At 69.5% G+C, this 19,788-nt stretch carries 26 protein-coding genes; 22 read left to right on the forward strand and 4 right to left on the reverse strand.

The window, feature by feature from the left end; all coding sequences use genetic code 11:
* Positions 1-31: 31 nt before the first annotated feature.
* From ACGFZA_RS09805 to ACGFZA_RS09815, 3 genes are all read right to left on the reverse strand, one after another.
* The gene (locus tag ACGFZA_RS09805) at positions 32-712 is read right to left on the reverse strand and encodes a hypothetical protein (protein WP_267080742.1); all 681 of its coding nucleotides are present in this window, start codon (positions 710-712) and stop codon (positions 32-34) included.
* On the reverse strand, positions 712-1,029 hold the full coding sequence (locus ACGFZA_RS09810; protein WP_053928743.1) for a DUF6112 family protein: 318 nt from the start codon (positions 1,027-1,029) through the stop codon (positions 712-714). The genes ACGFZA_RS09805 and ACGFZA_RS09810 overlap by 1 nt, the downstream gene beginning before the upstream one ends.
* A 137-nt stretch (positions 1,030-1,166) precedes the next feature.
* A complete protein-coding gene (locus ACGFZA_RS09815; RefSeq protein ID WP_330830002.1) occupies positions 1,167-2,291 on the reverse strand; it encodes a C40 family peptidase in 1,125 nt (374 codons plus the stop codon).
* Positions 2,292-2,801: 510 nt separating this feature from the next.
* Between ACGFZA_RS09815 and ACGFZA_RS09820 the strand changes: the two genes are divergently transcribed.
* The 22 genes from ACGFZA_RS09820 to ACGFZA_RS09925 all read left to right on the forward strand — a co-directional run bounded on the left by ACGFZA_RS09820 (position 2,802) and on the right by ACGFZA_RS09925 (position 18,537).
* Positions 2,802-3,557, forward strand: coding sequence for a DNA-methyltransferase (locus tag ACGFZA_RS09820; RefSeq protein WP_393678562.1), 756 nt, complete (start codon positions 2,802-2,804; stop codon positions 3,555-3,557).
* A gap of 204 nt (positions 3,558-3,761) precedes the next feature.
* Positions 3,762-4,394: a DUF4913 domain-containing protein gene (locus ACGFZA_RS09825; RefSeq protein WP_330830371.1), complete on the forward strand. Its 633-nt coding sequence runs from the start codon at positions 3,762-3,764 to the stop codon at positions 4,392-4,394.
* Positions 4,391-4,876: a hypothetical protein gene (locus ACGFZA_RS09830; RefSeq protein WP_097921513.1), complete on the forward strand. Its 486-nt coding sequence runs from the start codon at positions 4,391-4,393 to the stop codon at positions 4,874-4,876. The genes ACGFZA_RS09825 and ACGFZA_RS09830 overlap by 4 nt, the downstream gene beginning before the upstream one ends.
* Positions 4,873-5,577 carry a DUF3631 domain-containing protein gene (locus ACGFZA_RS09835; protein ID WP_393678563.1) on the forward strand — a complete coding sequence of 235 codons (705 nt, stop codon included), beginning with the start codon at positions 4,873-4,875 and terminating at the stop codon, positions 5,575-5,577. Before ACGFZA_RS09830 ends, ACGFZA_RS09835 begins: the two co-directional genes overlap by 4 nt.
* A 38-nt stretch (positions 5,578-5,615) precedes the next feature.
* Complete coding sequence (locus ACGFZA_RS09840) at positions 5,616-6,077, forward strand: GNAT family N-acetyltransferase (protein WP_330830006.1); 462 nt, start codon at positions 5,616-5,618, stop codon at positions 6,075-6,077.
* On the forward strand, positions 6,074-6,751 hold the full coding sequence (locus tag ACGFZA_RS09845; RefSeq protein ID WP_393678564.1) for a hypothetical protein: 678 nt from the start codon (positions 6,074-6,076) through the stop codon (positions 6,749-6,751). The genes ACGFZA_RS09840 and ACGFZA_RS09845 overlap by 4 nt, the downstream gene beginning before the upstream one ends.
* A 56-nt stretch (positions 6,752-6,807) precedes the next feature.
* Positions 6,808-7,527 carry a hypothetical protein gene (locus ACGFZA_RS09850; protein ID WP_330830008.1) on the forward strand — a complete coding sequence of 240 codons (720 nt, stop codon included), beginning with the start codon at positions 6,808-6,810 and terminating at the stop codon, positions 7,525-7,527.
* A 198-nt stretch (positions 7,528-7,725) separates the two neighbouring features.
* Positions 7,726-8,073 carry an SH3 domain-containing protein gene (locus ACGFZA_RS09855; RefSeq protein WP_393678565.1) on the forward strand — a complete coding sequence of 116 codons (348 nt, stop codon included), beginning with the start codon at positions 7,726-7,728 and terminating at the stop codon, positions 8,071-8,073.
* 61 nt (positions 8,074-8,134) lie between these two features.
* A complete protein-coding gene (locus tag ACGFZA_RS09860) occupies positions 8,135-8,593 on the forward strand; it encodes a hypothetical protein (RefSeq protein WP_393678566.1) in 459 nt (152 codons plus the stop codon).
* The gene (locus tag ACGFZA_RS09865) at positions 8,590-9,018 is read left to right on the forward strand and encodes a hypothetical protein (protein ID WP_393678567.1); all 429 of its coding nucleotides are present in this window, start codon (positions 8,590-8,592) and stop codon (positions 9,016-9,018) included. The genes ACGFZA_RS09860 and ACGFZA_RS09865 overlap by 4 nt, the downstream gene beginning before the upstream one ends.
* Before the next feature lie 12 nt (positions 9,019-9,030).
* A complete protein-coding gene (locus ACGFZA_RS09870) occupies positions 9,031-9,450 on the forward strand; it encodes a hypothetical protein (protein ID WP_330830012.1) in 420 nt (139 codons plus the stop codon).
* Positions 9,451-9,480: 30 nt separating this feature from the next.
* A complete protein-coding gene (locus ACGFZA_RS09875; protein WP_393678568.1) occupies positions 9,481-10,374 on the forward strand; it encodes a winged helix-turn-helix transcriptional regulator in 894 nt (297 codons plus the stop codon).
* A complete protein-coding gene (locus tag ACGFZA_RS09880; RefSeq protein ID WP_393678569.1) occupies positions 10,371-10,886 on the forward strand; it encodes a hypothetical protein in 516 nt (171 codons plus the stop codon). The genes ACGFZA_RS09875 and ACGFZA_RS09880 overlap by 4 nt, the downstream gene beginning before the upstream one ends.
* Positions 10,883-12,124, forward strand: a complete 1,242-nt coding sequence (locus tag ACGFZA_RS09885; protein ID WP_393678570.1) for an MFS transporter — start codon at positions 10,883-10,885, stop codon at positions 12,122-12,124. Before ACGFZA_RS09880 ends, ACGFZA_RS09885 begins: the two co-directional genes overlap by 4 nt.
* 40 nt (positions 12,125-12,164) lie before the next feature.
* A complete protein-coding gene (locus ACGFZA_RS09890) occupies positions 12,165-12,503 on the forward strand; it encodes a hypothetical protein (RefSeq protein WP_329539243.1) in 339 nt (112 codons plus the stop codon).
* A gap of 54 nt (positions 12,504-12,557) precedes the next feature.
* On the forward strand, positions 12,558-13,781 hold the full coding sequence (locus ACGFZA_RS09895; protein ID WP_393678571.1) for an ATP-grasp domain-containing protein: 1,224 nt from the start codon (positions 12,558-12,560) through the stop codon (positions 13,779-13,781).
* A gap of 40 nt (positions 13,782-13,821) precedes the next feature.
* Positions 13,822-14,178, forward strand: a complete 357-nt coding sequence (locus ACGFZA_RS09900) for a hypothetical protein (protein ID WP_393678572.1) — start codon at positions 13,822-13,824, stop codon at positions 14,176-14,178.
* 33 nt (positions 14,179-14,211) lie between these two features.
* Positions 14,212-14,688 (forward strand): hypothetical protein, encoded by a 477-nt coding sequence (locus ACGFZA_RS09905; protein ID WP_393678573.1) that lies wholly within the window; start codon positions 14,212-14,214, stop codon positions 14,686-14,688.
* Positions 14,689-14,714: 26 nt separating this feature from the next.
* On the forward strand, positions 14,715-15,212 hold the full coding sequence (locus ACGFZA_RS09910) for a hypothetical protein (RefSeq protein ID WP_393678574.1): 498 nt from the start codon (positions 14,715-14,717) through the stop codon (positions 15,210-15,212).
* Positions 15,213-15,262: 50 nt separating this feature from the next.
* Positions 15,263-16,291 carry a SpaA isopeptide-forming pilin-related protein gene (locus ACGFZA_RS09915; protein WP_393678575.1) on the forward strand — a complete coding sequence of 343 codons (1,029 nt, stop codon included), beginning with the start codon at positions 15,263-15,265 and terminating at the stop codon, positions 16,289-16,291.
* A gap of 484 nt (positions 16,292-16,775) precedes the next feature.
* Positions 16,776-17,696, forward strand: coding sequence for a hypothetical protein (locus ACGFZA_RS09920; RefSeq protein ID WP_393678576.1), 921 nt, complete (start codon positions 16,776-16,778; stop codon positions 17,694-17,696).
* A 400-nt stretch (positions 17,697-18,096) separates the two neighbouring features.
* The gene (locus ACGFZA_RS09925; RefSeq protein WP_393678577.1) at positions 18,097-18,537 is read left to right on the forward strand and encodes a GFA family protein; all 441 of its coding nucleotides are present in this window, start codon (positions 18,097-18,099) and stop codon (positions 18,535-18,537) included.
* 46 nt (positions 18,538-18,583) lie between these two features.
* On the opposite strand, the gene ACGFZA_RS09930 is transcribed toward ACGFZA_RS09925, so the two are convergent.
* Positions 18,584-19,411, reverse strand: coding sequence for an SDR family oxidoreductase (locus tag ACGFZA_RS09930; protein WP_393678578.1), 828 nt, complete (start codon positions 19,409-19,411; stop codon positions 18,584-18,586).
* Between the last annotated feature and the right edge of the window lie 377 nt (positions 19,412-19,788).

Consider the following 19,788-nt stretch of genomic DNA (forward strand, 5'->3'; position numbering starts at 1 on the left):
AGTTGGCCTCCTTACTTATCGGCGGGGTGGGTCACTGCGTGACGCTGGGGGCGATGGCGGCCAGGCGGCAGTCGTGGCTGGGCCGGCACTGCACGGCGAGGGTCACGGCGCGCTCCTCGGCTCCGCCGCCGCCCTTCTTCCACTCGATCTGCTGCCGCCCGTTGACGGTGACCACGTAGATGTACGCCTCAGTGATCGCGGAGGGGTCCTCTGCGAGTGCCTGCTTGAACGCGCCGGGGTAGTGGCCTTCGGTGACCGTGCCGGTGGCGTGCTGGTTCTGGTCGGCCATGCGTGACCACAGCAGCGGGTCGGGCACCTGGCCGGAGACCGACGCCCAGTCGGCGTACTTGGCCTCCTTGGTCATCCACGCGCCCATGCCCGCGAGCTGCTGGTCACGGTCGGTGTCGCGGGTGTCGTACGACCAGAGCATCGCCGCTGCCGCCTTGGCGAAGGCGACCGGTTCGCTGATCTGCGGTGGCTTGGGAACCGAACCCGACCCGGCCGCGGGCTTCGGGGCGGCCTCGGAGGGTGAGGAACTGCTCGACGGGGACGGTGCGCCGGTGCTCTGGTCGTGCTCGCCGCGGCCGGTGAACCAGGCGGTGGTGGCGGCGATGATGAGCAGCGCGGTGATGACCAGGGCGACGATCGCGACGCGCTTGTTGGCCGACCAGGTCACGCCGTACCCGGACAGGGAGGGGAATCGTTTCTGCATCAGTGGACCTGCGACCCCAGGCTGGAGAAGAAGGCCACGATGCCGTTAGCGGCGCCGAGGCCGAGCGCGGCGCCCGCGGCTACGACGGCGCCCTTTTTGCCGTTGGCTTCGGCCTGGTGGCCGCCAGTGTGGTGGCCCCAGGCCCATACGCCGAGGGACACGGCCAACGCGCCCACGACGGCGATGATCCCGAACATGTTGATGCTGTTGACGACGTTCTTCAGCACGGCCAGGCCGGGCAGGCCGCCGCCCTTGGGGGAGATGCCTGGGTCGTAGGCGAGGAAGACGACGGCGCGGTCTGCAAGAGGTATGGGCATGGGTGTGGCAGGGCTCCTTGCGTACGCGGGCCGGGCAGGGGCCGGCGAGAGAGATGAGCGAAGGGGGGAGTGGCGCGCGGGGCGCGAGAGGTAGGCCCGGCGGGGCCGCCCGGGTGGTGTCCGGGCGGCGTGCGGCGTCAGAGGACGCGGCGCGCGGCGAGGATGTCCCAGTCCTTGATCGGAGCGATCCGGGTGGGCTTTGATGTGCGTGGTGCCTCGATGACGAGGCCCTCGCCCATGTACATCCCGACATGCTCAGGCCGGGCGGCGGTGCCGCGGCTGAAGATCAGGTCTCCGGGCTTGAGGTTCTTTGCCGAGACGGCTTTGCCCTCGTTGACCTGCGTGTACGTGGTGCGGGTGAGCTTCACGTCGGCGTGCGCGTACGCCTGCTGCATCAGCGAGCTGCAGTCGCAGCGCTTCATCGGGTCAGGGCCGTGGGAGTCGGTGCACGACCCGCCCCACTGGTAGAGCGTGCCGAGCTGGTGCATGGCCCACTCGATGGCTGCGCGTGCCTTGGGATCGGCGTCCTTGGGGATCTTGTATCCCTTCGGGACTTTGCCCTCGGGGATCCGTCCGAAGGACGTGCCGTCCTTGTCGGGTTTGCAGGTGTCGGTGCTGGACGCGGACTCCTTGTCCTTGCCCTTGACGGGCTCGTCCTTGCCGGCGTTGGGGAACGTGGTGGCGATGGCCTTCTGCAACGCGGTGGCGAGGTCCTCCCACTGCGCGTACGCGTCCGGGTAACCGGACCGCTGCACGGCCTGCGCGGCCTGGGTGACCTTCATCTGCTGCCAGCCGTCGACCTTGAGCAGATGCTTGTAGAACTGCTCGGACGCGTACACCGGGTCACGGATCTGCTGCGCGGTGCCCCACCCCTGGCTGGGGCGCTGCTGGAAGAGGCCGAGGCTGTCCCGGTCTCCGGAGTTGAGGTTGCGCAGCCGCGACTCCTGCATCGCGGTGGCGATGGCGACGATCTGGCCCTTCTTGGGCACGTCGAGGCTCAGACCGGTGGCCACGATGGTCTGTGCGTTGGGGATCTGCTCGGCCGGAAGGTCCAGGCCCTGGATGTGGATGTCCTTACCGGAGGCACCGTCGAGGAGTTTGGTGACCTCCTTGGTCACCTCGGCGGTGTCGAGGCCGGTCAGGCATCCGCTGAACGAAGCGGTGGTCGCGGCTTCGCTGGAGGACGCCATCACCATGGCGGTGCCAGAGAGCAGAAGCGGGGTGAGGACGACGACGCCGAGGCCGGCGGCTATGCCCTTCAATCCGGCCTGCCTCCCGGCAGACGGTCACGGGGAGCGGGCAGGGGAGGGTAGAGCGATGTCACAAGCGAGTTCCTTGGTGAAGTCCCGGCGGCGCGTGCGTCGTTGAGGAAAGGGCGCGACGGCCGGGGTGGTGGGTAGATCGGGGCCCGGGTGCACGGGTGCGAGTTGCCGCTCGCACCGGCACGGGGCGTCGGGTCAGGTGTGCCAGGACATGGGAAATCTCCGTGAAGGCAGGGACGGGGATGTGCCATCGACGGTGTTCGTCGGGCAGTTCCAAAACAGTAAGGGCGGATCCCCGGTTGCCGAAATCGCCTCTGATCGAGGCCCTGTCTCGGGGTTTTCGGCGTCGATAGCCCTCAACCGGGGATCGTGCCCTACAGTTTTGGCTCCTCCCCTCGCCTCCCCGCTGCGCGGACCGCGGAGCCTTCCTGCCCGCATTCAGTTCAACGGGTCTCATCCAGGCGAGCCGGAGCGTCTATCCCCCCACCCGAACCGAATTGGGGTATCTCTTTGCCTTTTTCCCTGCACCAGGGCGACGCACTCGGCGTCCTCGCCGAGCTGCCGGACAACTGCGTCGACTCCGTGATCACCGACCCGCCGTACAACAGCGGCGGGCGGACGGCGAAGGAGAGGACCTCCCGGTCCGCGAAGCAGAAGTACACCTCCGCCGACGCCGGGCACGAGCTGCCGGACTTCACAGGCGAGAACATGGACCAGAGGAGCTACGGCTTCTGGCTGACCCAGATCATGACCGAGGCGCACCGGCTCACCAAGGTCGGCGGCACGGCGCTGCTGTTCACCGACTGGCGGCAGCTGCCCATCACCACGGATGCCATCCAGGCCGCCGGATGGCTCTGGCGCGGCGTGCTCGCCTGGCACAAGCCGCAGGCCAGGCCGCAGAAGGGACGCTTCACCCAGAACTGCGAATTCATCATCTGGGCCAGCAACGGGCAGATCGACGCAGCCCGCAACCCCGTCTACCTGCCTGGCCTCTACAGTGCCTCGCAGCCCAGCGGTAAGGCTCGGCAGCACATCACACAGAAGCCCGTCTCCGTCATGCGTGAGCTGGTGCAAATCGCTCCGCCGGGAGGCACGGTGCTCGACTTCACCTGCGGATCCGGCTCGACCGGCGTCGCGGCCCTGCTGGAGGGCCGCGATTTCATCGGTGTCGAGAAGAGCAAGACCTATGCCGAGATCGCTGCCGACCGGCTCACCGAGGCGCAGCAAAAGACCCTTACCCAGGACGACTTGACTCTCACGGTCTGAGGCGTCTTCTGCTCGGGCGGCGCAGCTCGGAGCGCGCTCTGCATGTGCCCGCTCGTGCCGCGCGCAGAGTTATAGCAGCCAAGTCCCGGTTACCGAAACCGGGGATTCTCCGGATGGTAGGAGCCGTAATTCACGCCCTATGGCTGCGGCTCAAGGAGGCCCTTTTTCGTGCCTGAATCCATAAACCCCCCGGACGACGGGGAGATGGAACCGGTCCGGCTTCCGGACTCCGACCTGGAAAGCATCGAGGCGAGCGTCCGCAAACTGCTGGACCAGTCCGCGGAGCAGGCCCGCCAGCTCGACAGCCTCGCCTCCGCGCCACCGCCTGCGGACTCGCCGTTCGGCGCCTTCGGGATGCCGGGCATGTCGGGGTTCGCGGGCCTGCCGTCTCCGGCAGCCCCGCCCGAGCCCCGCCCGATCCTTGAGCTGGAGGGCGAGGAGTACGAAGACGAACTGGACTCCTTGTCCGACTGGGTGGATGACTTCCTCGTCCGGGTCTACGGGGCGGAGGTCACGACCGCCGCCCCGTGGTGCGAGCAGTGGCAGGAACACGCCGATGTCGTCGCCTGGCTCCACGCACTATGGCTCGCTTACCAGCAGCACAAGGACCCGGAGGCGGGGCCAGCCGGTCTGTTCGTCTGGCACCGGGACTTCCTCACCCACGCCATGGCCACCGTGCGGGCGGCCGGCGGTCCGCTGTCCGCGTGCATGACCGACCCGGACCGGCCCGCGCACCGCCTGCTGCCCGGCCCGCCGCCTTCGAACCGGACCACCAACACGACCGAGGAGCCCGAGGAGCCCGAGGAGAACAGCGAACTCGGCCAGGCCGACGGATGACGGGCCGCGAGGACCGGCCGGCCTTCGGCCTCTCCTTCGACCCCCGCGCCCTGACCGACCTGCTCCAAGCCCCCAGCGACATCCGGGACCTGGCCCTCGCCCAGCTCCAGGACGTGGTCGACGCACGCCTCTTCGGCACCAAGCTCACTCGCGATCTCGTCGGATGCCGCAAGGTCTACGTCGATCACCGCAACGCCTGGCGCATCGTCTACGCCCAGCGGCCGGCGCCCGCGAATTCCACGCACACCACCGAGATCCACGTCGTGGCCGTACGTCCGCGCGAGGCCCACGACGTGTACGACACCGCCCGTGCCCGCCTGGGCATCAGGCGGCGCCCGCTCGGAGAGCGCCCCCATGCCGCTCGCACCCGCTCACCGCAGCTGACCACGCGGCAGCCCGTACCCAAGCCCGGTCCACCGCCCTATGCGGTGCCCGGCCTTCCCCGACCCGCCTCCCCACCCCTGAAGGGCCCTGTTCGTTGACGCAGTTCCCCACCCTGATCGACCAGATCGCCGCCGCCGTACTGGCGCCGGCCGAGGTCACCGAGAACCCGCAGCACCGCGCCATCCTCAACGTGTTCGTCGAGATCCAGGAACTCGACCGGCAGCTCGCCGAGCTGGCCGCCGCCGACCTGCCCGGGGTCAGCGCCGGCGAGCAGCTGGACACGCTGACCGACCTGCTCGTCGAGCGCATGGCAGCGGGGGCCGAGCTGAGCGCACTGCTGTCCACCTCCTGCTGCTGCGCCGCCGCGTTCGAGCCCGACCCGCCGGGCGAGTACGACCCGGCGGAGGACGACGAGCCCGACTTCGACCCGGACTTCGAGGGCTTCGACGACTTCGAGGACCTGGAGGGCATGGACGAATTCGACGACCTCCACGAGGAGGCGGTCGAGGACTTCCTGTCCTGTCCCAGCCGCCCGCAGACCATCGTCCACGCCTGCCTCGATGTCTTCGACGCCCACGGCTCCCCGGAGTACGTCAGCTCCGCGGAGCTGGTCGAGCGCCTGCGTGAACTGCCCGGCCACGCCGATACGCGCTGGCGCTACGCCGACCTCAACGCGTTGCGGCTGTCCTTGATCCTGCGGCGCACCTACGGAGTCCAGTCCCACAGGCCGCGGGCGGCCGACGGCAGTCGCTACCGGGCGTTCCGGCGCGCGGACCTGCTGGCCGCCCTCGCGGACTGACCCTGCTGACGCCCCCCGCCCTTGCGCAGACCCGCCTGGTGACGGCGGCGGACTGGGACCTGGTCGCCGCCTTCCACGCGCAGTGCTCCGAGGCGAACCTGCTGCGCCGCTGGGGCCGAACTCGCCTCCTGCCTCGTGACCTGACACGACTACTCGACCAGGCCAGATGCTGGATCGGGCTCGGCGCCGACGGGCGGCCACTGGCCCTCGTCTGCGTCGGGCCCGTCAGCCGGGAGCCAGGCGTCGCCGACCTGGGACTGCAAGTCGCCGACGACCGGCACCGTCAGGGCATCGGCACGGCCCTTGCCTGGCAGGCATCGGCCGACGCCCGCGCGAGCGGAGCGCACACCCTCGCCGCGTTCACGCAGGCGTCCAACACAGCGATGCTCCGCCTCATGGACAGGCTGGGCCCGGCCCGGCACACCCGCGACGGCGCGTACGTCGAGGTCCGCGTCGCTCTGGACGCGTCTGCTCCGGATCCAGAAATCCCTCCGCCATGACCTCATCCCCTCCCGACCGGCCCGCCCGCACCGCTCTCGATCACCGGATCGAGACCGCAGTGGGCCGGAGCGTCGAGGAGCTGCGGCAGCACCGCGACGACGGTCTCCTCGACGCACCGCATGCCGCCTTGGCAGATGCTCACCGCGACCTCGTGGCGGCCGAGCGGGACGTCGGCTTCTACCGCGTCCGGATCGCCCGCCTTGCCTCCAGCGATTTGCCCGTGGACCAGGCACTGTTCGCCCGGATCGACCGCACCCTCGACCAGCTGGCCCAGGCCGCCCGCCTGCGAGATGCGAAGCAGACCACGGCAGCCGCGGCGCTGGAGCCGATCGAGGCCGGCGCTCCCCGGCAGGTGCCCCGACAGATCCCGACCAAGGACGTCGCGGCCCTGCTGGCCATCGCCCAGGGCGCCAAGCTCCACGAACACCTCGTCACCCACCGGCTGGCCGTGGCGACGCCCACGCGCACCCGAATTTCCTACGCCCAGCTGCAGCGCCTGGAGGCGAACGGCCTCGTGCAGCGCGACAGCTCGCAACCGATGCAGGCCGGACAGCCCGTCACCCTCACCGACGCCGGCCGAGCCGCCCTGACCGCTCCCCGCCGCGCCGGCCCACCCAGTGCCGCGCCCTCTCCGCCACCGGCCCTTCCAGCTGTTTCCCGTCCCCGCCGCTGAACGGCGCCGTGCACGCCACGCGCACGGCGCCCAGGCGTCATCGAACGAAAGCCGCGATGCCCAGCTACGAACCCGACTTCCGTCTCGACGGATACGAAGCCGTCAACAACAACGTCGCCGAACAGTTCTGGGGGAGCATCGGCATCGAGCAGGACGACATGACCGTGCTCGCCGAGCAACACAGCGCGGACGGAGAGCACAGCTTCTTCGTCATGCACAACCGGGCCGTCACCTGGGGTATCCCGGGGGAACCCCAGATCGCCGCCCTGCACCTCAAGCGAGACCCGGTGACCCGCACCTTCCGTTTCGCCAGCGAGATGCTGCCGCTGCCGTCCATGGCACAGTCCTGGCTCGTCGCCCGCGGCTGCCCCGAGGAGGAGATCCTCCTGCCCGACGGTATGGGCACCGCCCCCGCGAACGACGCCACCCGCGCGCTGGAGAAGCGCCTGCGCAGTGACGGCGACCACTTCGCGCTGCTCACCAGCTACACGTACGACAGCGAACCGATCGAGACCACCGTGCTGCTGCGGGCCCTCGACGAGAAGGCGGCGCTGCCCTTCCGCGTGCTGCTCGAAGAGGTCGACAGCGACGCATGGACACACACGCTGCGCGAAGGCGGCTTCCAGACGTTCGAGGCCGCCACCCAGTGGTGGGAAGCGCACTGGAGGGGCGACAAGCCGCCGCTGCCCGCAGCCTCACCTGCGGCCCGGCACACCACTGTTGCGGCTACCGGCGTGCGGGCCCGCCCCGCGCCGCCGCGCGGACCGAGCCGCTGAACTCCCCTCAGCACACCCGCCTTTCTCTCTTCGAAACCGACGGAATGCCGCACGGTGCGTGTGAGGCGGCGCGGAACATAGCACGCAATCCCCGGTTACCGAAACCGGGGATTCTGCGGACTCTTGTTATCAGCCCGTGCGGCATCCGCCTGGGGCTATTTCCTCATTCCCTCTCCATCGCCAGTTAGGACAAACTCCGTGCGCATTACTCGCGTTGCCGCTGCCACAGCGGTCTGTGCGGCACTCGCGCTGCCCGCCGTTACCGCTACGGCCGCCAACGCCGCAGCTCCGGGCGCCGTCGCTGCCTCCGCCTCGTGCCACAAGGCAGACCCGTACAAGGTGCACGGGACCAGCGCGGTCACCATCCGCTCGAAGGCGTCGTCGAAGTCGACCGCCGTCGGAGTCCTCTACCGGACCCACAAGTTCACCGTCCACAAGAAGACCAAGACCTGCTCGTGGGTCTACATCACGGACAAGAAGACCGGCGTCACGGGCTGGGTGTCCGGCACGTACGTCTACCAGACCGTCTACATGTGCCTGGACTAATCAGCCGCGGCCCAATTTCCCATTCCTGCACCGGAATCCTCGAAATGAAGGGAGCCACGCTGTGCCCGACACCAGCGAAGACGTGATGAGCGTCCTCACCGAGCGCATCGAGGACCGATTCCAGATGCCGCTCGCCGACCTGCGCCGGGCGGTTGAGAAGGCACCGCAGGCCAACCCCGAGGCCACCACCCTCGTGCACTGGCACGGCCTGCTCGCCGAAACGCAGCAGGCACTCGACACCGCGGAAGACGCGCTCGTCGAGGCGCTGGGCACCCAGCCGGCCGACGTACTCGACGATCCCGTCATGGAGCTGGCCCACCAGGTCAACTCCGCTGTCGCCTCCCGCGACGGCCGCGCCATGGTCGTGAACTACCTCCTCGACCCCAACGCACCCGGCAAGCGAGGCCCCGGTACGTGGCGCGGCGCGTCCCCCGCAGTCCGCCCTGCACCGGCCTTGCCCACCTCCCCGCCCACGCTGCCCAGCGCGCGGAACACGACAGCGCGAGGGGCAGCACGGTGAGCGTCATCGACAAATCGACCAGCCGCGATGCGGCACTGCAGGAAGCGTTCGGCGCCGAAGTGGACGCGCTGTACGCGCAGTCAGCCTGCGGTGAGGCGAATGCCGCACTCCAGTGCGCACTGGAGCTGCGGAGCTTCCTAGCCGTCGCCGAGAAGCACCTGGAACGGGTGCACAACATCGCCGAGTCCGACTGCCAGATGGGCGAGCTGTCCAGCGACGACTTGCACCGTCACGACCAGTGGATTGAGGCCGCTGAGACCAATTGCGACCTCTACGGATCCGCCCTCGACGAGCTGCTCCTCACCATGCCGCCGCCGAGCCACCCGAACGTTCCGCGCGCCCGGCCGCGACCCAAGGTCACCGCCACAGCGCTACCCGCCCCGGCCGGACCCCGAGCCGGGGCGGTGCAGGCCCGCCGCCTCTGAAAGCCACACCGATTGCCCCAGCCAGACGACCCCGCCCACGCCGATTCCCAGATCATCGCCCAGCGCATCGAGGCGCTGTACGGACAGCCGCTCGCTGAACTCGAAGCCCTCACCGACGCCCCCGAGAGCACCCTGCTCGCAGCCCTGACCGGCAACCACAGCGCCCTGGCCTTCGCCGAACGCAACATCGCGTTCCAGCTGGAACGCCTGCGCGAACTCACCTCCCCCGACAGGGAGATCGGCCAGTTCGACGCCGGCCACATCCTCGACTGCGCCCGCCGCATCGCGGAGTCCGTCGCCACCCGCGACGCCTACGCCAAGAGCACCGGCGCCGTCCTGGGCGGCCTGCGCCGCGCCACGGCCCCGGACACCCAACCCCCGGCTCCGCCCGTGCCCGCGGCCCCGACAGCCGCCGCCTCCCGCACCCGCTGATCCACTCGTCCCGCTTGAGGAGCCCCTTCCTTGGCCACCACCGCGCCGCCCCCCTCCGCATCGCACGACCTCTCCGGCGTCACCAAGACCCTGGATCTCCTCGCTCCGCGCTGGAGCGTGTGGGTGCTGATGACCCTCTCCTCGCAGACACTGCGCTACGCCGAGATCAAGCCCCGGCTCCCGTGGCTCGCGGACGGCCAGCTCCACCCCCGGCTGCGCCACCTCACCAGCGCCGGCGTGGTCGAGCGCACGGAGTACGCCCCGCGCCACGTCACCTACGGCCTCACCAGCCGCGGTGCTGCGCTGATGCCTGTCCTAGCCACGATCGCGTCCTGGGGCGACACGTATCTGGAGAAGAACCTGGTCTCCAACAAGACCACCGGTGAGATGGAGCCCGAGCGGATCCCGCCGGCCCAGAACATCGACGACGCGCTCGCCCTGATCGCGCCGCGGCACGCCACCCCGATCCTGTGGTCCCTGCAGGTCAGGGGCAGCGCGACCGCCAAGACCCTGGCCACCGAAGCCATGCCCGGCTACGGACTGACCGCCGTCTACAAGCCGCTGGAGCGCCTGGCCGCCGACGGCCTCATCACGGCCGGCGGCTCCGGCTACTACCAGCTGTCCGCCAGCGGTCGGGCACTTTCCCCCGTCTTCCAGGCGATCTCCGCCTGGGCCGCCGGCCCGCCCGCCGAGACCGATGCCCGTCGGCCTCGCGGGCAGGGCCCGGCCCCGTCGCAGAACCGTTCCGGCCCCTGGGCGACCACCCCGTCGCGGCGTACGACACCCGCAGCTACCGCAGTACGGTCCGCCGGCCCCGCCCTGACCACCACGGCCCCGGACAGCCCGGCGTGGAAGACAGGCGACCTCTTCTCCCACCAGATACCCGCCCGTCCGGTCTCCCCGACAGGAGGCCCGCGCCGATGACCCGCGCCCTGCCCGACAGCCTCCTGCACGAACGCCGCGCCATTCGGACGCTCACCCTGCCGGGCCTGATACGCCTGATCACCGAGATCGACGACAACGGGCCCATCAGCCACCGGCGCGGCAGCCTGCAAGGTGCCTTCGGCGACCTCACTCCCGGGCAACTGCGGCACGCCATCGACACCGCCCGCGCCCTCCACCTGGTCTACTCCGACGAAACGACCCCCGACCGCTACCGGCTCACCGAAAGCGGCGAGGCCCTCGCCGAGGTCTACGACACCGCGGCCCGCTGGGCCCGCGCCCGCCATTTCCCCGCCGCCACCGTCGACTTCGTCACGCGGGTTCAGCACACACTCCAATGGCACAGCCGTGACCCGCACCCGAGCGGGTCGGCGACGGAGCCGTCGGCGCCGCGGAAAGCCCTGACCGACTGGTTGCAGTCCAACCCCCGCGCCCTGGACCACGTCGACGCCCGCTCCTCCCAGGAGCGGGCGGAAGGCGGGCGCGCTGCGTGAGAATCCGTATCGGACCGCGACACGCCTGCCGCCCGGTCCCCACCCTGCTGCGCGGCATCTACCTGCCCCGCAGCATGGATGCCGGTGCGCTGGCCATGACCACGTATGGCATCCCTCTGCTGGTGCTCGCGACCACGAACTCCGCTGCGCTGACCGGCCTTGCGTTCGCGCTGGAGTGGATCCCGCGCCTCGGCGCTTTCGCCCTCGCCGGGGCGATGACCGACCGTTACGGCACCACCCGAGTCTTCCGTCTCGCCTCGGCGACGCGAGCAGTCGTCGTCCTGGCCGCCTCGCTTGCCCTGCCCGAGCTGCAGGGCGGTCTCAGCACCACGATCACCGTCATGGCGCTCGCTGCCTTGACCGGCGTGCTCACTGAGTTCTCCTACATTGCCGCCGAGACCGCGGGCGGTGTGGCCAGCCGGGCGGCCGGCGAGCGTGCCCACCGCGTGCAGTCCGTACTGCTCGGAATCGACCAGGTCGGCACCTTGGCCGGCCCCGCACTCGCCGGGCTGCTCCTGGAGCGGGCCGGGGCATCCGGAATGCTGACCACGATCGCCGCCTTCTCCCTCCTCGCCTGCGCGTTCGCCCCCCGGCAGTACGCGCGGCAGCGGACTGCCGCTCCGGAGCCCATTCTCAAGGGGCTGCACACCGGCTGGATCACGCTGAAGTCCCTTCCCGCGCTGGCCTGGCTGATCACCGGGCTGACTTTGTCGAACCTGGCTGCGGGCCTGCTCCAGGCCGCGGCCCCGGTGATCGTGGTCAAACAGCTCGGACACTCCAGCGCGGACGTGGGGGTGATCTGGTCCGTCGCCGCCGCAGCAACACTGGTAGCGGTCGCCGTCTGCCGTCGCGCCATCGACCGGTGGGGTTTGTGGCCGGTCGGCGCTCTCTGCGCCGCAATCGCCGCCAGCGCCTGCGTGGCCGTCTCGCTGACCCACACCTACACGGCGTACCTCGTGCTGATCGCGGTGCTCATGGCCAGCGAGGGTGGCATGACCGTCGTGCTGCGCACCCTGCGCTCCCACCTCATCCCGGCCGAGGTATTCGGCAGCACCCTCTCTGTGACGATCCTCGTCCTCCTGCTGCCCTTTCCGGTGGCCGGAGTCCTTACTGCCGCTGTGCCGCCCACCCTGCTCGGCCACGTGATCACCGGCTGCGCCGTTCTGCAGGCCCTCGGCCTCTTCATCGCCTTCGCGCGTCTGCGCACCCTCCCCGGCTTGCGCACCTCCCTCGCCTGACCTGCCGGCCGCCCCACCGTTCACCTTGGAGATCCATCCGATGCCCACGACCGACGCCACGGCGACCCAGGCCGCACTGCCGGTGTTTCGCCCCTCGTTCCGCGCCGGCTCCCGGCCCACGCTCACCGACCAGTTCCTGGCCTACGACTCCGAGCACCCCTACGTCTACCGGGCCTTGGAGCGGCTGACTGCCGAGCGGATAGCAGCCGGGGTCACCCGTATCGGGCTCAAGGGCCTCTTCGAAGAACTGCGGTGGCGGCTGCCCCAGGGCGTGCGCGGCCTCAACAACAACTACACCGCTTTGTACGCGCGCAAGTTGATCGAGGACCACCCCCACTGGGCCCCCGCCTTCGAGCTGCGCCGCCGCCGCACCCCCTGAACTCCCGCGCGCCATCTCACAACTACGTCTCAACCAGACCACCTTGGAGTTCTCTTGCCCTCTCGCACCATCCTCGTCGTGACGACCTCCGGTCCGGAGGCGCAGGCATACCGCGGCTACTGTCTCGAAAGCGTCGCTGACTCCTACAACATCGTGCTGATCACCCCCGGCGAGCCCACGTGGGAAAGGGAATTCATCAGTGACTTCGAGATCGCCGACCCCAACGACGCCGAGGCGCTCGCCCAGGCCGGTCTGGCCCTGGCCGACCGCCACCAGTTGACCGGCGTGGCGACGTGGACCGAGTGGTACCTCACCCAGACCGCCCGCCTCGCACGCCGGCTCGGCCTGCCCACAAACAGCCCGGAGGTGATGGAGACGGCACGCAACAAGGCCACCGCCCGCACCTTGTTCGCCCGCCACGGAGTCCCCTCCGCCTCCTCCATGACCGCACGCACACTGCTGGAAGCGGCGCTTGCCGCCGAGACCATCGGCTATCCCATCGTCCTCAAGCCCGCTGCCCGCGCCGCCAGCATCGGCGTCATCCGTGTGAACCGCGCGGAGGAACTGCCCGCCGGCTTCGAGTTCGCCTCGGCGGGAGCGCGCGAGGGCATCGAAAGCACCCACGTCCTGGTGGAGGAGTACCTCGACGGCCCGGAAGTGAGCGTCGAGTGCGTCACGCACCGCGGCCACACCACCGCGGTCGCCGTGACCCGCAAGACCCTCGGCGACCCCCCGTTCTTCGAAGAGGTCGCCCACTGCGTCGACGCGGCCGACCCACTGCTCGCCCAGGTCGCCCCCGTCGCCGCGGCAGCCGTCAAGGCGCTCGGCATCACCGACGGCGTCCAGCACGTCGAGATGCGCCTGGTGGACGGACGCCCGCGCCTGGTCGAGGTCAACGCACGTATCGGCGGCGACATGATCGGCCACCTCGTGAGCCTGGCCACCGGCGTTGACCTGCCCCGCGCCGCCGCCGACGTCGCCTGCGGACTGACTCCCGACCTCACTCCGACATGCAGTCGGGCAGCGGCGATCCGGCTGATCTACCCCGCCTACTCCGGCACCCTTACCGAACGCCGCCTCGACTACGACTTCCCCTGGGTCGAGCGCGTCAGCTTCCAGCGCGAAGTCGGCGACCGCCTCGTCCTGCCACAGGACGGCGGCGACATGTTCACCGCACGCCTCGGCTACCTGATCACCACCGGAGCCAGCGCCGCAGACGCGCAAGCCCGCTCCACCGAGGCGTACCGGCACCTGGCCGTCCAGGTTACCCCCGCCTAGAGCCGCGCCGAGCGCCCGCCCCGACCTCCCGGATGTCCAATTGACCGATCCTGACCTCGGCATCGACGGCGATGTCTACGTCTTCCCCCACTACCTGGCCGCCACCACCGGCATCGGCGACCCCGCCCTTGAGCCCTTGATGCAGCTCGGCTGGGAGCTGACCCACGACGACCTCGGCAACGCCTACCTCAACGCCCCCGACCACAAGGTCCGTCTCGGCTTCGCCCAGTTCGTGCCCGTCACACCGCCGCCGCCCCAGGTGCCCACACCCCTCGACGTCCACCGCACCGCGCCGAGACGGCGTCCCGCGCTGACCACGCGCAGTGTCCCGCGCTGGAGCACCACGACGCCTCCTTCGGCGGTCTTGCCCGCGGGTCCCTCCAGCCCACGCCGCTGACCTGCCAGATCCCCCCTTTGCCTGTGAGGTCATGTGCCCCTTCACGCACAGCAGTTCTTCGATGACGTCCTCGAAATGCCCTTCAAGCAGTACGCCATCGTCGGCGACGCCCTGTACGCAGCCCCGCAGCCGAACTCGGTGCTGCGGCTACGGATCGACTTCGCCCCGACCATCCGCCACGGCGAGTACGACGGACTGCGCCTGCGTGTCGTCCACCCCGAGCAGGGTGTCCTCGACACCGCGATCCTTCGCTTCGCCGACCATGGCACCTTTGAACGCCGCGACCCCGCCCGCGGGCTCGTGGCCGGCCGCGACGGCTACGCCGTCATCCGGGACTGGCACGCAAACAGCAGCCAGCCGCCGTGGCACGGCGCGGACGGCACGGGGCTGCGCACCGCGATTGAGCAGTACGCCCACGTCTGGTTTCCGGAGCCTGCCTTGTCCCGACCGCCGGCCCGGCCGGTCACCCAGCCCACACCCGCCACCGCGTCTTCGCCCCGCAGCCGCTGACCACCCACCTCGCCACGGAGTTCCGGATGTCCCCGCCCCGATGGTTCCCCTCGCACCGACAGCCACCGCCGCCGACCGCTGCGGTCTCGGGCCCGCCACCGCCGTCGGGCCCGAACGGCTTCTGGATCACCGACCCTGCGTTCCGTGACCGGCTGCACAGCGCGACGCTGACCCTCCTCGACATCGTCGAGGACTGTCTGAACGATGACGACGTCCCGCTTACCGAAGTCCTCGGCGGTGCCCGCGACCACGCCGAGCACATGCTCGGCGTCCCCAGCACCTACGGCATCCTGGTCGAAGCCGAGGCCGCAGCGCAGATCGTGCAGGCCGCCGGCCTCGACGCCGGCTCCCCCTTCGGTCTAGCCATCGCGCAGGGCCTGTCCGGCATCGAGCAGCTGCCCGTACAGCAGCAACAGCAGCTCGTCCGTGCCGCAGCCCGCAGATACGCGATCACCGCACCTTCCCGTTCGCCGGCCGCCCCGGCGACAGCACCTCCGCGTCCGGCGCCTGGCCGCTCCCGCTGAATCACCACCCCGCTCCACAAACCGCACATGCTCCCTTGGAGAGTCCTTTCTTGCGCATCCGCTCCGTTCGCACCCTTCCAGCTGCTGTGGCCGTCGCCGCCACGGTGACCGGCAGCCTTTCCTGGGCGCCGACTGCCTCGGCCCAGAGCCCCGATTCCACCCTGTCCACTTCCGCGTCCTCGGCTCCGAAGAGCGCCGGCGAGACGGAGTCCGGCGGTGTGGCCATCCTGAAGAAGGACCCCGGTGGCGACGTCCTCGCCGGGGCGGCCTTCACTCTCTTTGACTCCGCGGGGAAGGAGGCCGCCAGCGGCAAGACCAACGCCCAGGGACAGCTCGCCCTGCAGGACCTCGCTCCCGGGGTCTACCGTCTCAAGGAGACCTCCAGCGGCAGCCCGTTGCACGACACTGTCGACGACCAGGACGTGATCATCACTCCCGGCGCCGACACGCCCCTGACGATCGTGGATCCGTTCAAGGACGCCTTGCTCCTGCTGAAGGCCAAGGACGACAAGACCGGCAAGCTGCTGGCCGGGTCCACGGTCAACATCGGCAGCGGCGACAAGACCCTCCTGACGCTGACCACCGGCTCCGACGGCACGGCAAGCGGCAAGCTGCCCCTCAATTCCCGTACCAGCAGCGACTTCTGGGTCAAGCAAGTCAAGGCGCCCGACGGCTACGAGATCTACAAGCCGTCGAAGGCGTTCAAGGCCAAGCCGGGCGATCCCGTGACGGTGACCGTCACCAACGTCAAGACCGCCACCACCCCGCTGCCCACGGAGAAGCCCACCGACAAGCCCACCGACAAGCCGAGCGACGAGCCCAGCGACCGGCCCACCCCGGACAAGCCCGGCAAGGACGAGGACATCCCGACTCCGTCGGCCTCGGCCACGGACACCCCGACCACCGACGAGATCGCGTCGAGCACCGCTGCCCCCGCCCCCGCGGGCTCGCTCGCGCACACCGGCGCGGACGCCACCCCGTGGATGATCGGCGGCGCCGGAGTACTGATCTGCGCCGGCGGAGGCGCACTCTACGCGGCCCGCCGACGTCGTACGGACGACTCCACCGACGAAAACTAACCTGCCCGCCAACATCGCTGAAGGCCCCCGGATTCCATGATTCCGGGGGCTTTTGCGTGGGCGCGTGCGGTGGACAGCCCGATCGAGTCGGTTCCCGTAGCCGGACGCTGCTGAGATGCCGCGCACGGCTGGCGCGGATGCGACATCTCCCTGTTGCTCAGGTCAGCACGAGGAGACAGACATGTGGACCAGGTGAAGGAGTTCGCGGACCAGCCCGCCAGCCAACGTGGCGGTAGCGGCGTAGAGCGCTGCTTGCCCAAGGCCCATGACAAGACGGTGGCGGGCGCGTCGCCGCTTCGGGGCGGGGCGGTGCGTACGGTGGGACATGACGGTCTCCGTTCAGGGGATGTGTCGGCTGGCCCCGCACCGCGTGTTCCTGGCAGGGATACGGTGCGGGGCGCAGTTTCTGCTGGACCCAAGCCTTACGGGTGACGTGTGCTGAACGCAGCTTTCAGGGTTCGAATCTCGATGTAAGTTCGGCCCCATGAAAGGCGATCAGACCACCACGTGGACCGAGGGAACGTCGGCCGACCTGGTCGCCGACGCGCTCGCGATGGGTGTGAAAGCCAGTCCCAGAATGGTGACCTCCTGGGTCGAGGACGGCATGCTCGCCAACCCCGAACCGCGCAAGACCAGCGCGCACGGCAGCGATCCGCGGATCTTCCCGCCCGAGCAACGCGAGCTGTTCACCAGACTTCTTGAGGCCCGGGAGCGCTCCCCCTTGGGGCGCATCCCGCAGCGCGCTCTGATCCGCGTCGTGTTGTTCCTGTGGCTGATCGACGACGCGATCGTGCCCACCCCGCAGGCGCGCCGAGCCTGGCGTACCCATGCACGCGCCGCCGGGCAGACGACCGCCGTCCGACGAGGCCAGAACGTTCGTACCCTGGTCGAGCAACTTGCCCACCCCTCAGCCACCCATAAGCAACGGCGCGCCGCCCAGCTCGTCATCGAGGAGGGCGAGCGGACCGGGCGGATCGACGTCAACAGACTGACCTCGGTCCTCACGGAGCTGAACTCGCCCTGGTCGACTCAGCCGGGTATGCCGAGGATCGAACGAGCGCTTCCTGGCCCATTCGGGCCGATATCTGTCCAGCACTACATCGCCACGTGGAAGGCCCGCCAGCAAACCTTCCGCAGCCTCCGGCATGAGGAGATCGACGAAGCCGAACTCGACCGAGTACGCACCGTATGCAGGCCGAGTTGGGCCGACTACCAGGCCAGCCGGCCCGCCATGGCAACCATCGGCGCAGGAGAGTTCGCGGCGTACTTCGCAGAGCCCGACACGATGGAAGGTCACGCGATCGAGGCGGTCGATGCCTTCGTGGGAACTCTCGCCGGAGAACTCGGACTGATCGAAGCCGCCTCCCATGCCACAGAATCGGCACGTCTCAGGCTGGCGCACTGACGGTCCCCGAGGCCGCGCTCCACCGCAATCGCCGTCGCCCGGCTGTCCTACGCCCCCCACCTGGGCGTCTCGGCGACCGTTGATAGAGCACGACCGGAGCATAGGAGGGATGGTCTCGTTGACAGATTCCCGGGCTGTTGGGCAGGGGCTTCATGGTGCCTTCGGGTGGAAGTTGTCGGAATCGGCTTGGTGGACGGTGGGCGGTGCCTTCAGGTCCCCGGCCCGCCCTGCTGCCCCGCATCCCCGCCCACGAGGGGCGGCCGTTCGTCCATATGAATAGACACGCGGCACCGAACATGCGAGCCCACCAGTCCCAGGGCCGTACTAAGAGCGCCCTGGTGACCATAGAAGCGATGGCACGCTGAGGGCCCAACTTGCTGAAATCCCGGGAGACCACCTTATGAACGCCACCCGCACCGCCGACGCCCAGCGATCCGAACCAGCCGAGGTACGCACCGGCGGCTGCTTGTGCGGCCGCATCCGCTTCAGCACCGAAGGTCCCACAACGTTCCCTCACACATGTGCATGCAGGCATTGCCAGAAACTCGGCGGCACCCCCGTGATGTGGTGGGTGGGCTTCAAGACGATCACCTGGATCGGCGAGGGTGGCGAGCCGACCTGGTACGAGACCTTCCCCGGTGAGGCGAAGCGCGGCTTCTGCCCGACCTGCGGCAGCCGCCTCGCGGCGATCGATAGCGATATCCCGGAGATTGGCATCAACGTCACCGCTCTCGACGACACCTGCGGCCCAGACCTCGTGCCGGTCCACGTATCCTTCCGAGATAACGCTGTTCACTGGCTGCCCCCGGTGCCGCAGACCGAGCACAGCACGGCCGGTTGACCAACCGTTCACCGGTCGGCAGCGTCATCTGCTCCGGCTGCGGCGTTCAGGCCGTGGGGGCGAGGAACTGGTGCGCACCACGCAGTGTGGTGCGCAGCTTGCGCTGTGTCGAGCGGCTGTCGAGGCGGATGTCGAGGGGCCCGGGAAGGGCGCTGTCGGCCCGTAGGCCGGTGGGCAGTCGCGATGCGTCGAGGCCGTCGCGTCGGGCGATGAGCACGCCCAGCTCGTGTCGGCTGAGAGCCCGGCTCCCACCAAGGTGGTGGACGCCGGTCGTGTCGCCCAATGCGAGTTCGAGAAGCGCTGCGGCCAGATCGCTCGCGTGGACCGGGCATCGGACGTCGTCTGTGAAGAGGACACCTTCGCGGGTGCCGGCGGCCAGGGCATGGACGGTGCGTTCGTGCTCGGACTGTCCGTCGCCGATGATCAGCGAGGTGCGGGCCACGGCGGCGTCCGGATGGAGCAGAAGCACCGTCTCCGCGGCAGCCTTCGCCGCTCCGTACGGGGTGATGGGGTCGGGCCTGCAGTGTTCGTCGTAGGGAACATGGCTCTTGCCGGAGAAGACGGCGTCGCTGGATACGTGGATCATTCTGCATCCGGCCTTCGCCGCGGCGATCGCGAGGCGGACGGGTCCCTCGGCTGTGACTGCCCAGTCGGCCCCGCCACTCGATGCATTAACGATGACGCGGGGGTTCACCTCGGCCACGACGGCTTCCGCGCTTCCTGGATCTCGCAGGTCGAGGGAGCGCCAAGTAACCCCCGGAGCGCTGCCGGGCCTGGTCGTATAGGTCGCGGCCGTCGGGTGCCCCGCCGATACAGCTTGCCGGACGAGCTCGGTGCCCAGGAATCCGGATCCACCCACGATCAGCAGCGTCATGAGGCGACACCCTAGACGCGTCTCCAACGCGACGGTGGTGGTATAGATCCCCAACCCGACGTGTTCATGGGGCAGCAGCCTGGCACCGAGGTAGGCGCTCACCGGGAGCAGCCGGGAGTCCGGACTGTCGAACGACTGTCCAGAGGAGGTCTGCGCCACCTCGCCCTCATCCCCCAGAGCGCACAGAGCGGCCAGAAAGCCTCAGATCCGTGACCAATCGGCCATGGGTGGGCATCGGCCGCGGAATTTGGGCACGCCTCCGAGATCCCACAGGTGACAGCGGACAAGTTCTGTCCGTTGTCATCGAATCGAGGCGTTCGACAGCGAACCCAGTCGTACGGGGTGAGCGCACTGCGGATGCGGTACGGACGTACCAG

The sequence above is a fragment of the Streptomyces sp. NPDC048211 genome, assembly GCF_043202315.1.
Classification (GTDB): domain Bacteria; phylum Actinomycetota; class Actinomycetes; order Streptomycetales; family Streptomycetaceae; genus Streptomyces.

Bases quoted from the DNA above. Each gene is read 5' to 3' on its own strand.
- ACGFZA_RS09925 (WP_393678577.1), top strand. From the start codon at position 18,097: ATGAACGCCACCCGCACCGCCGACGCCCAGCGATCCGAACCAGCCGAG.
- ACGFZA_RS09850 (WP_330830008.1), top strand. From the start codon at position 6,808: ATGCCCAGCTACGAACCCGACTTCCGTCTCGACGGATACGAAGCCGTC.
- ACGFZA_RS09880 (WP_393678569.1), top strand. From the start codon at position 10,371: ATGACCCGCGCCCTGCCCGACAGCCTCCTGCACGAACGCCGCGCCATT.
- ACGFZA_RS09825 (WP_330830371.1), top strand. From the start codon at position 3,762: ATGGAACCGGTCCGGCTTCCGGACTCCGACCTGGAAAGCATCGAGGCG.
- ACGFZA_RS09890 (WP_329539243.1), top strand. From the start codon at position 12,165: ATGCCCACGACCGACGCCACGGCGACCCAGGCCGCACTGCCGGTGTTT.
- ACGFZA_RS09930 (WP_393678578.1), bottom strand. From the start codon at position 19,411: ATGACGCTGCTGATCGTGGGTGGATCCGGATTCCTGGGCACCGAGCTC.
- ACGFZA_RS09845 (WP_393678564.1), top strand. From the start codon at position 6,074: ATGACCTCATCCCCTCCCGACCGGCCCGCCCGCACCGCTCTCGATCAC.
- ACGFZA_RS09830 (WP_097921513.1), top strand. From the start codon at position 4,391: ATGACGGGCCGCGAGGACCGGCCGGCCTTCGGCCTCTCCTTCGACCCC.
- ACGFZA_RS09910 (WP_393678574.1), top strand. From the start codon at position 14,715: ATGTCCCCGCCCCGATGGTTCCCCTCGCACCGACAGCCACCGCCGCCG.
- ACGFZA_RS09920 (WP_393678576.1), top strand. From the start codon at position 16,776: ATGAAAGGCGATCAGACCACCACGTGGACCGAGGGAACGTCGGCCGAC.
- ACGFZA_RS09805 (WP_267080742.1), bottom strand. From the start codon at position 712: ATGCAGAAACGATTCCCCTCCCTGTCCGGGTACGGCGTGACCTGGTCG.
- ACGFZA_RS09810 (WP_053928743.1), bottom strand. From the start codon at position 1,029: ATGCCCATACCTCTTGCAGACCGCGCCGTCGTCTTCCTCGCCTACGAC.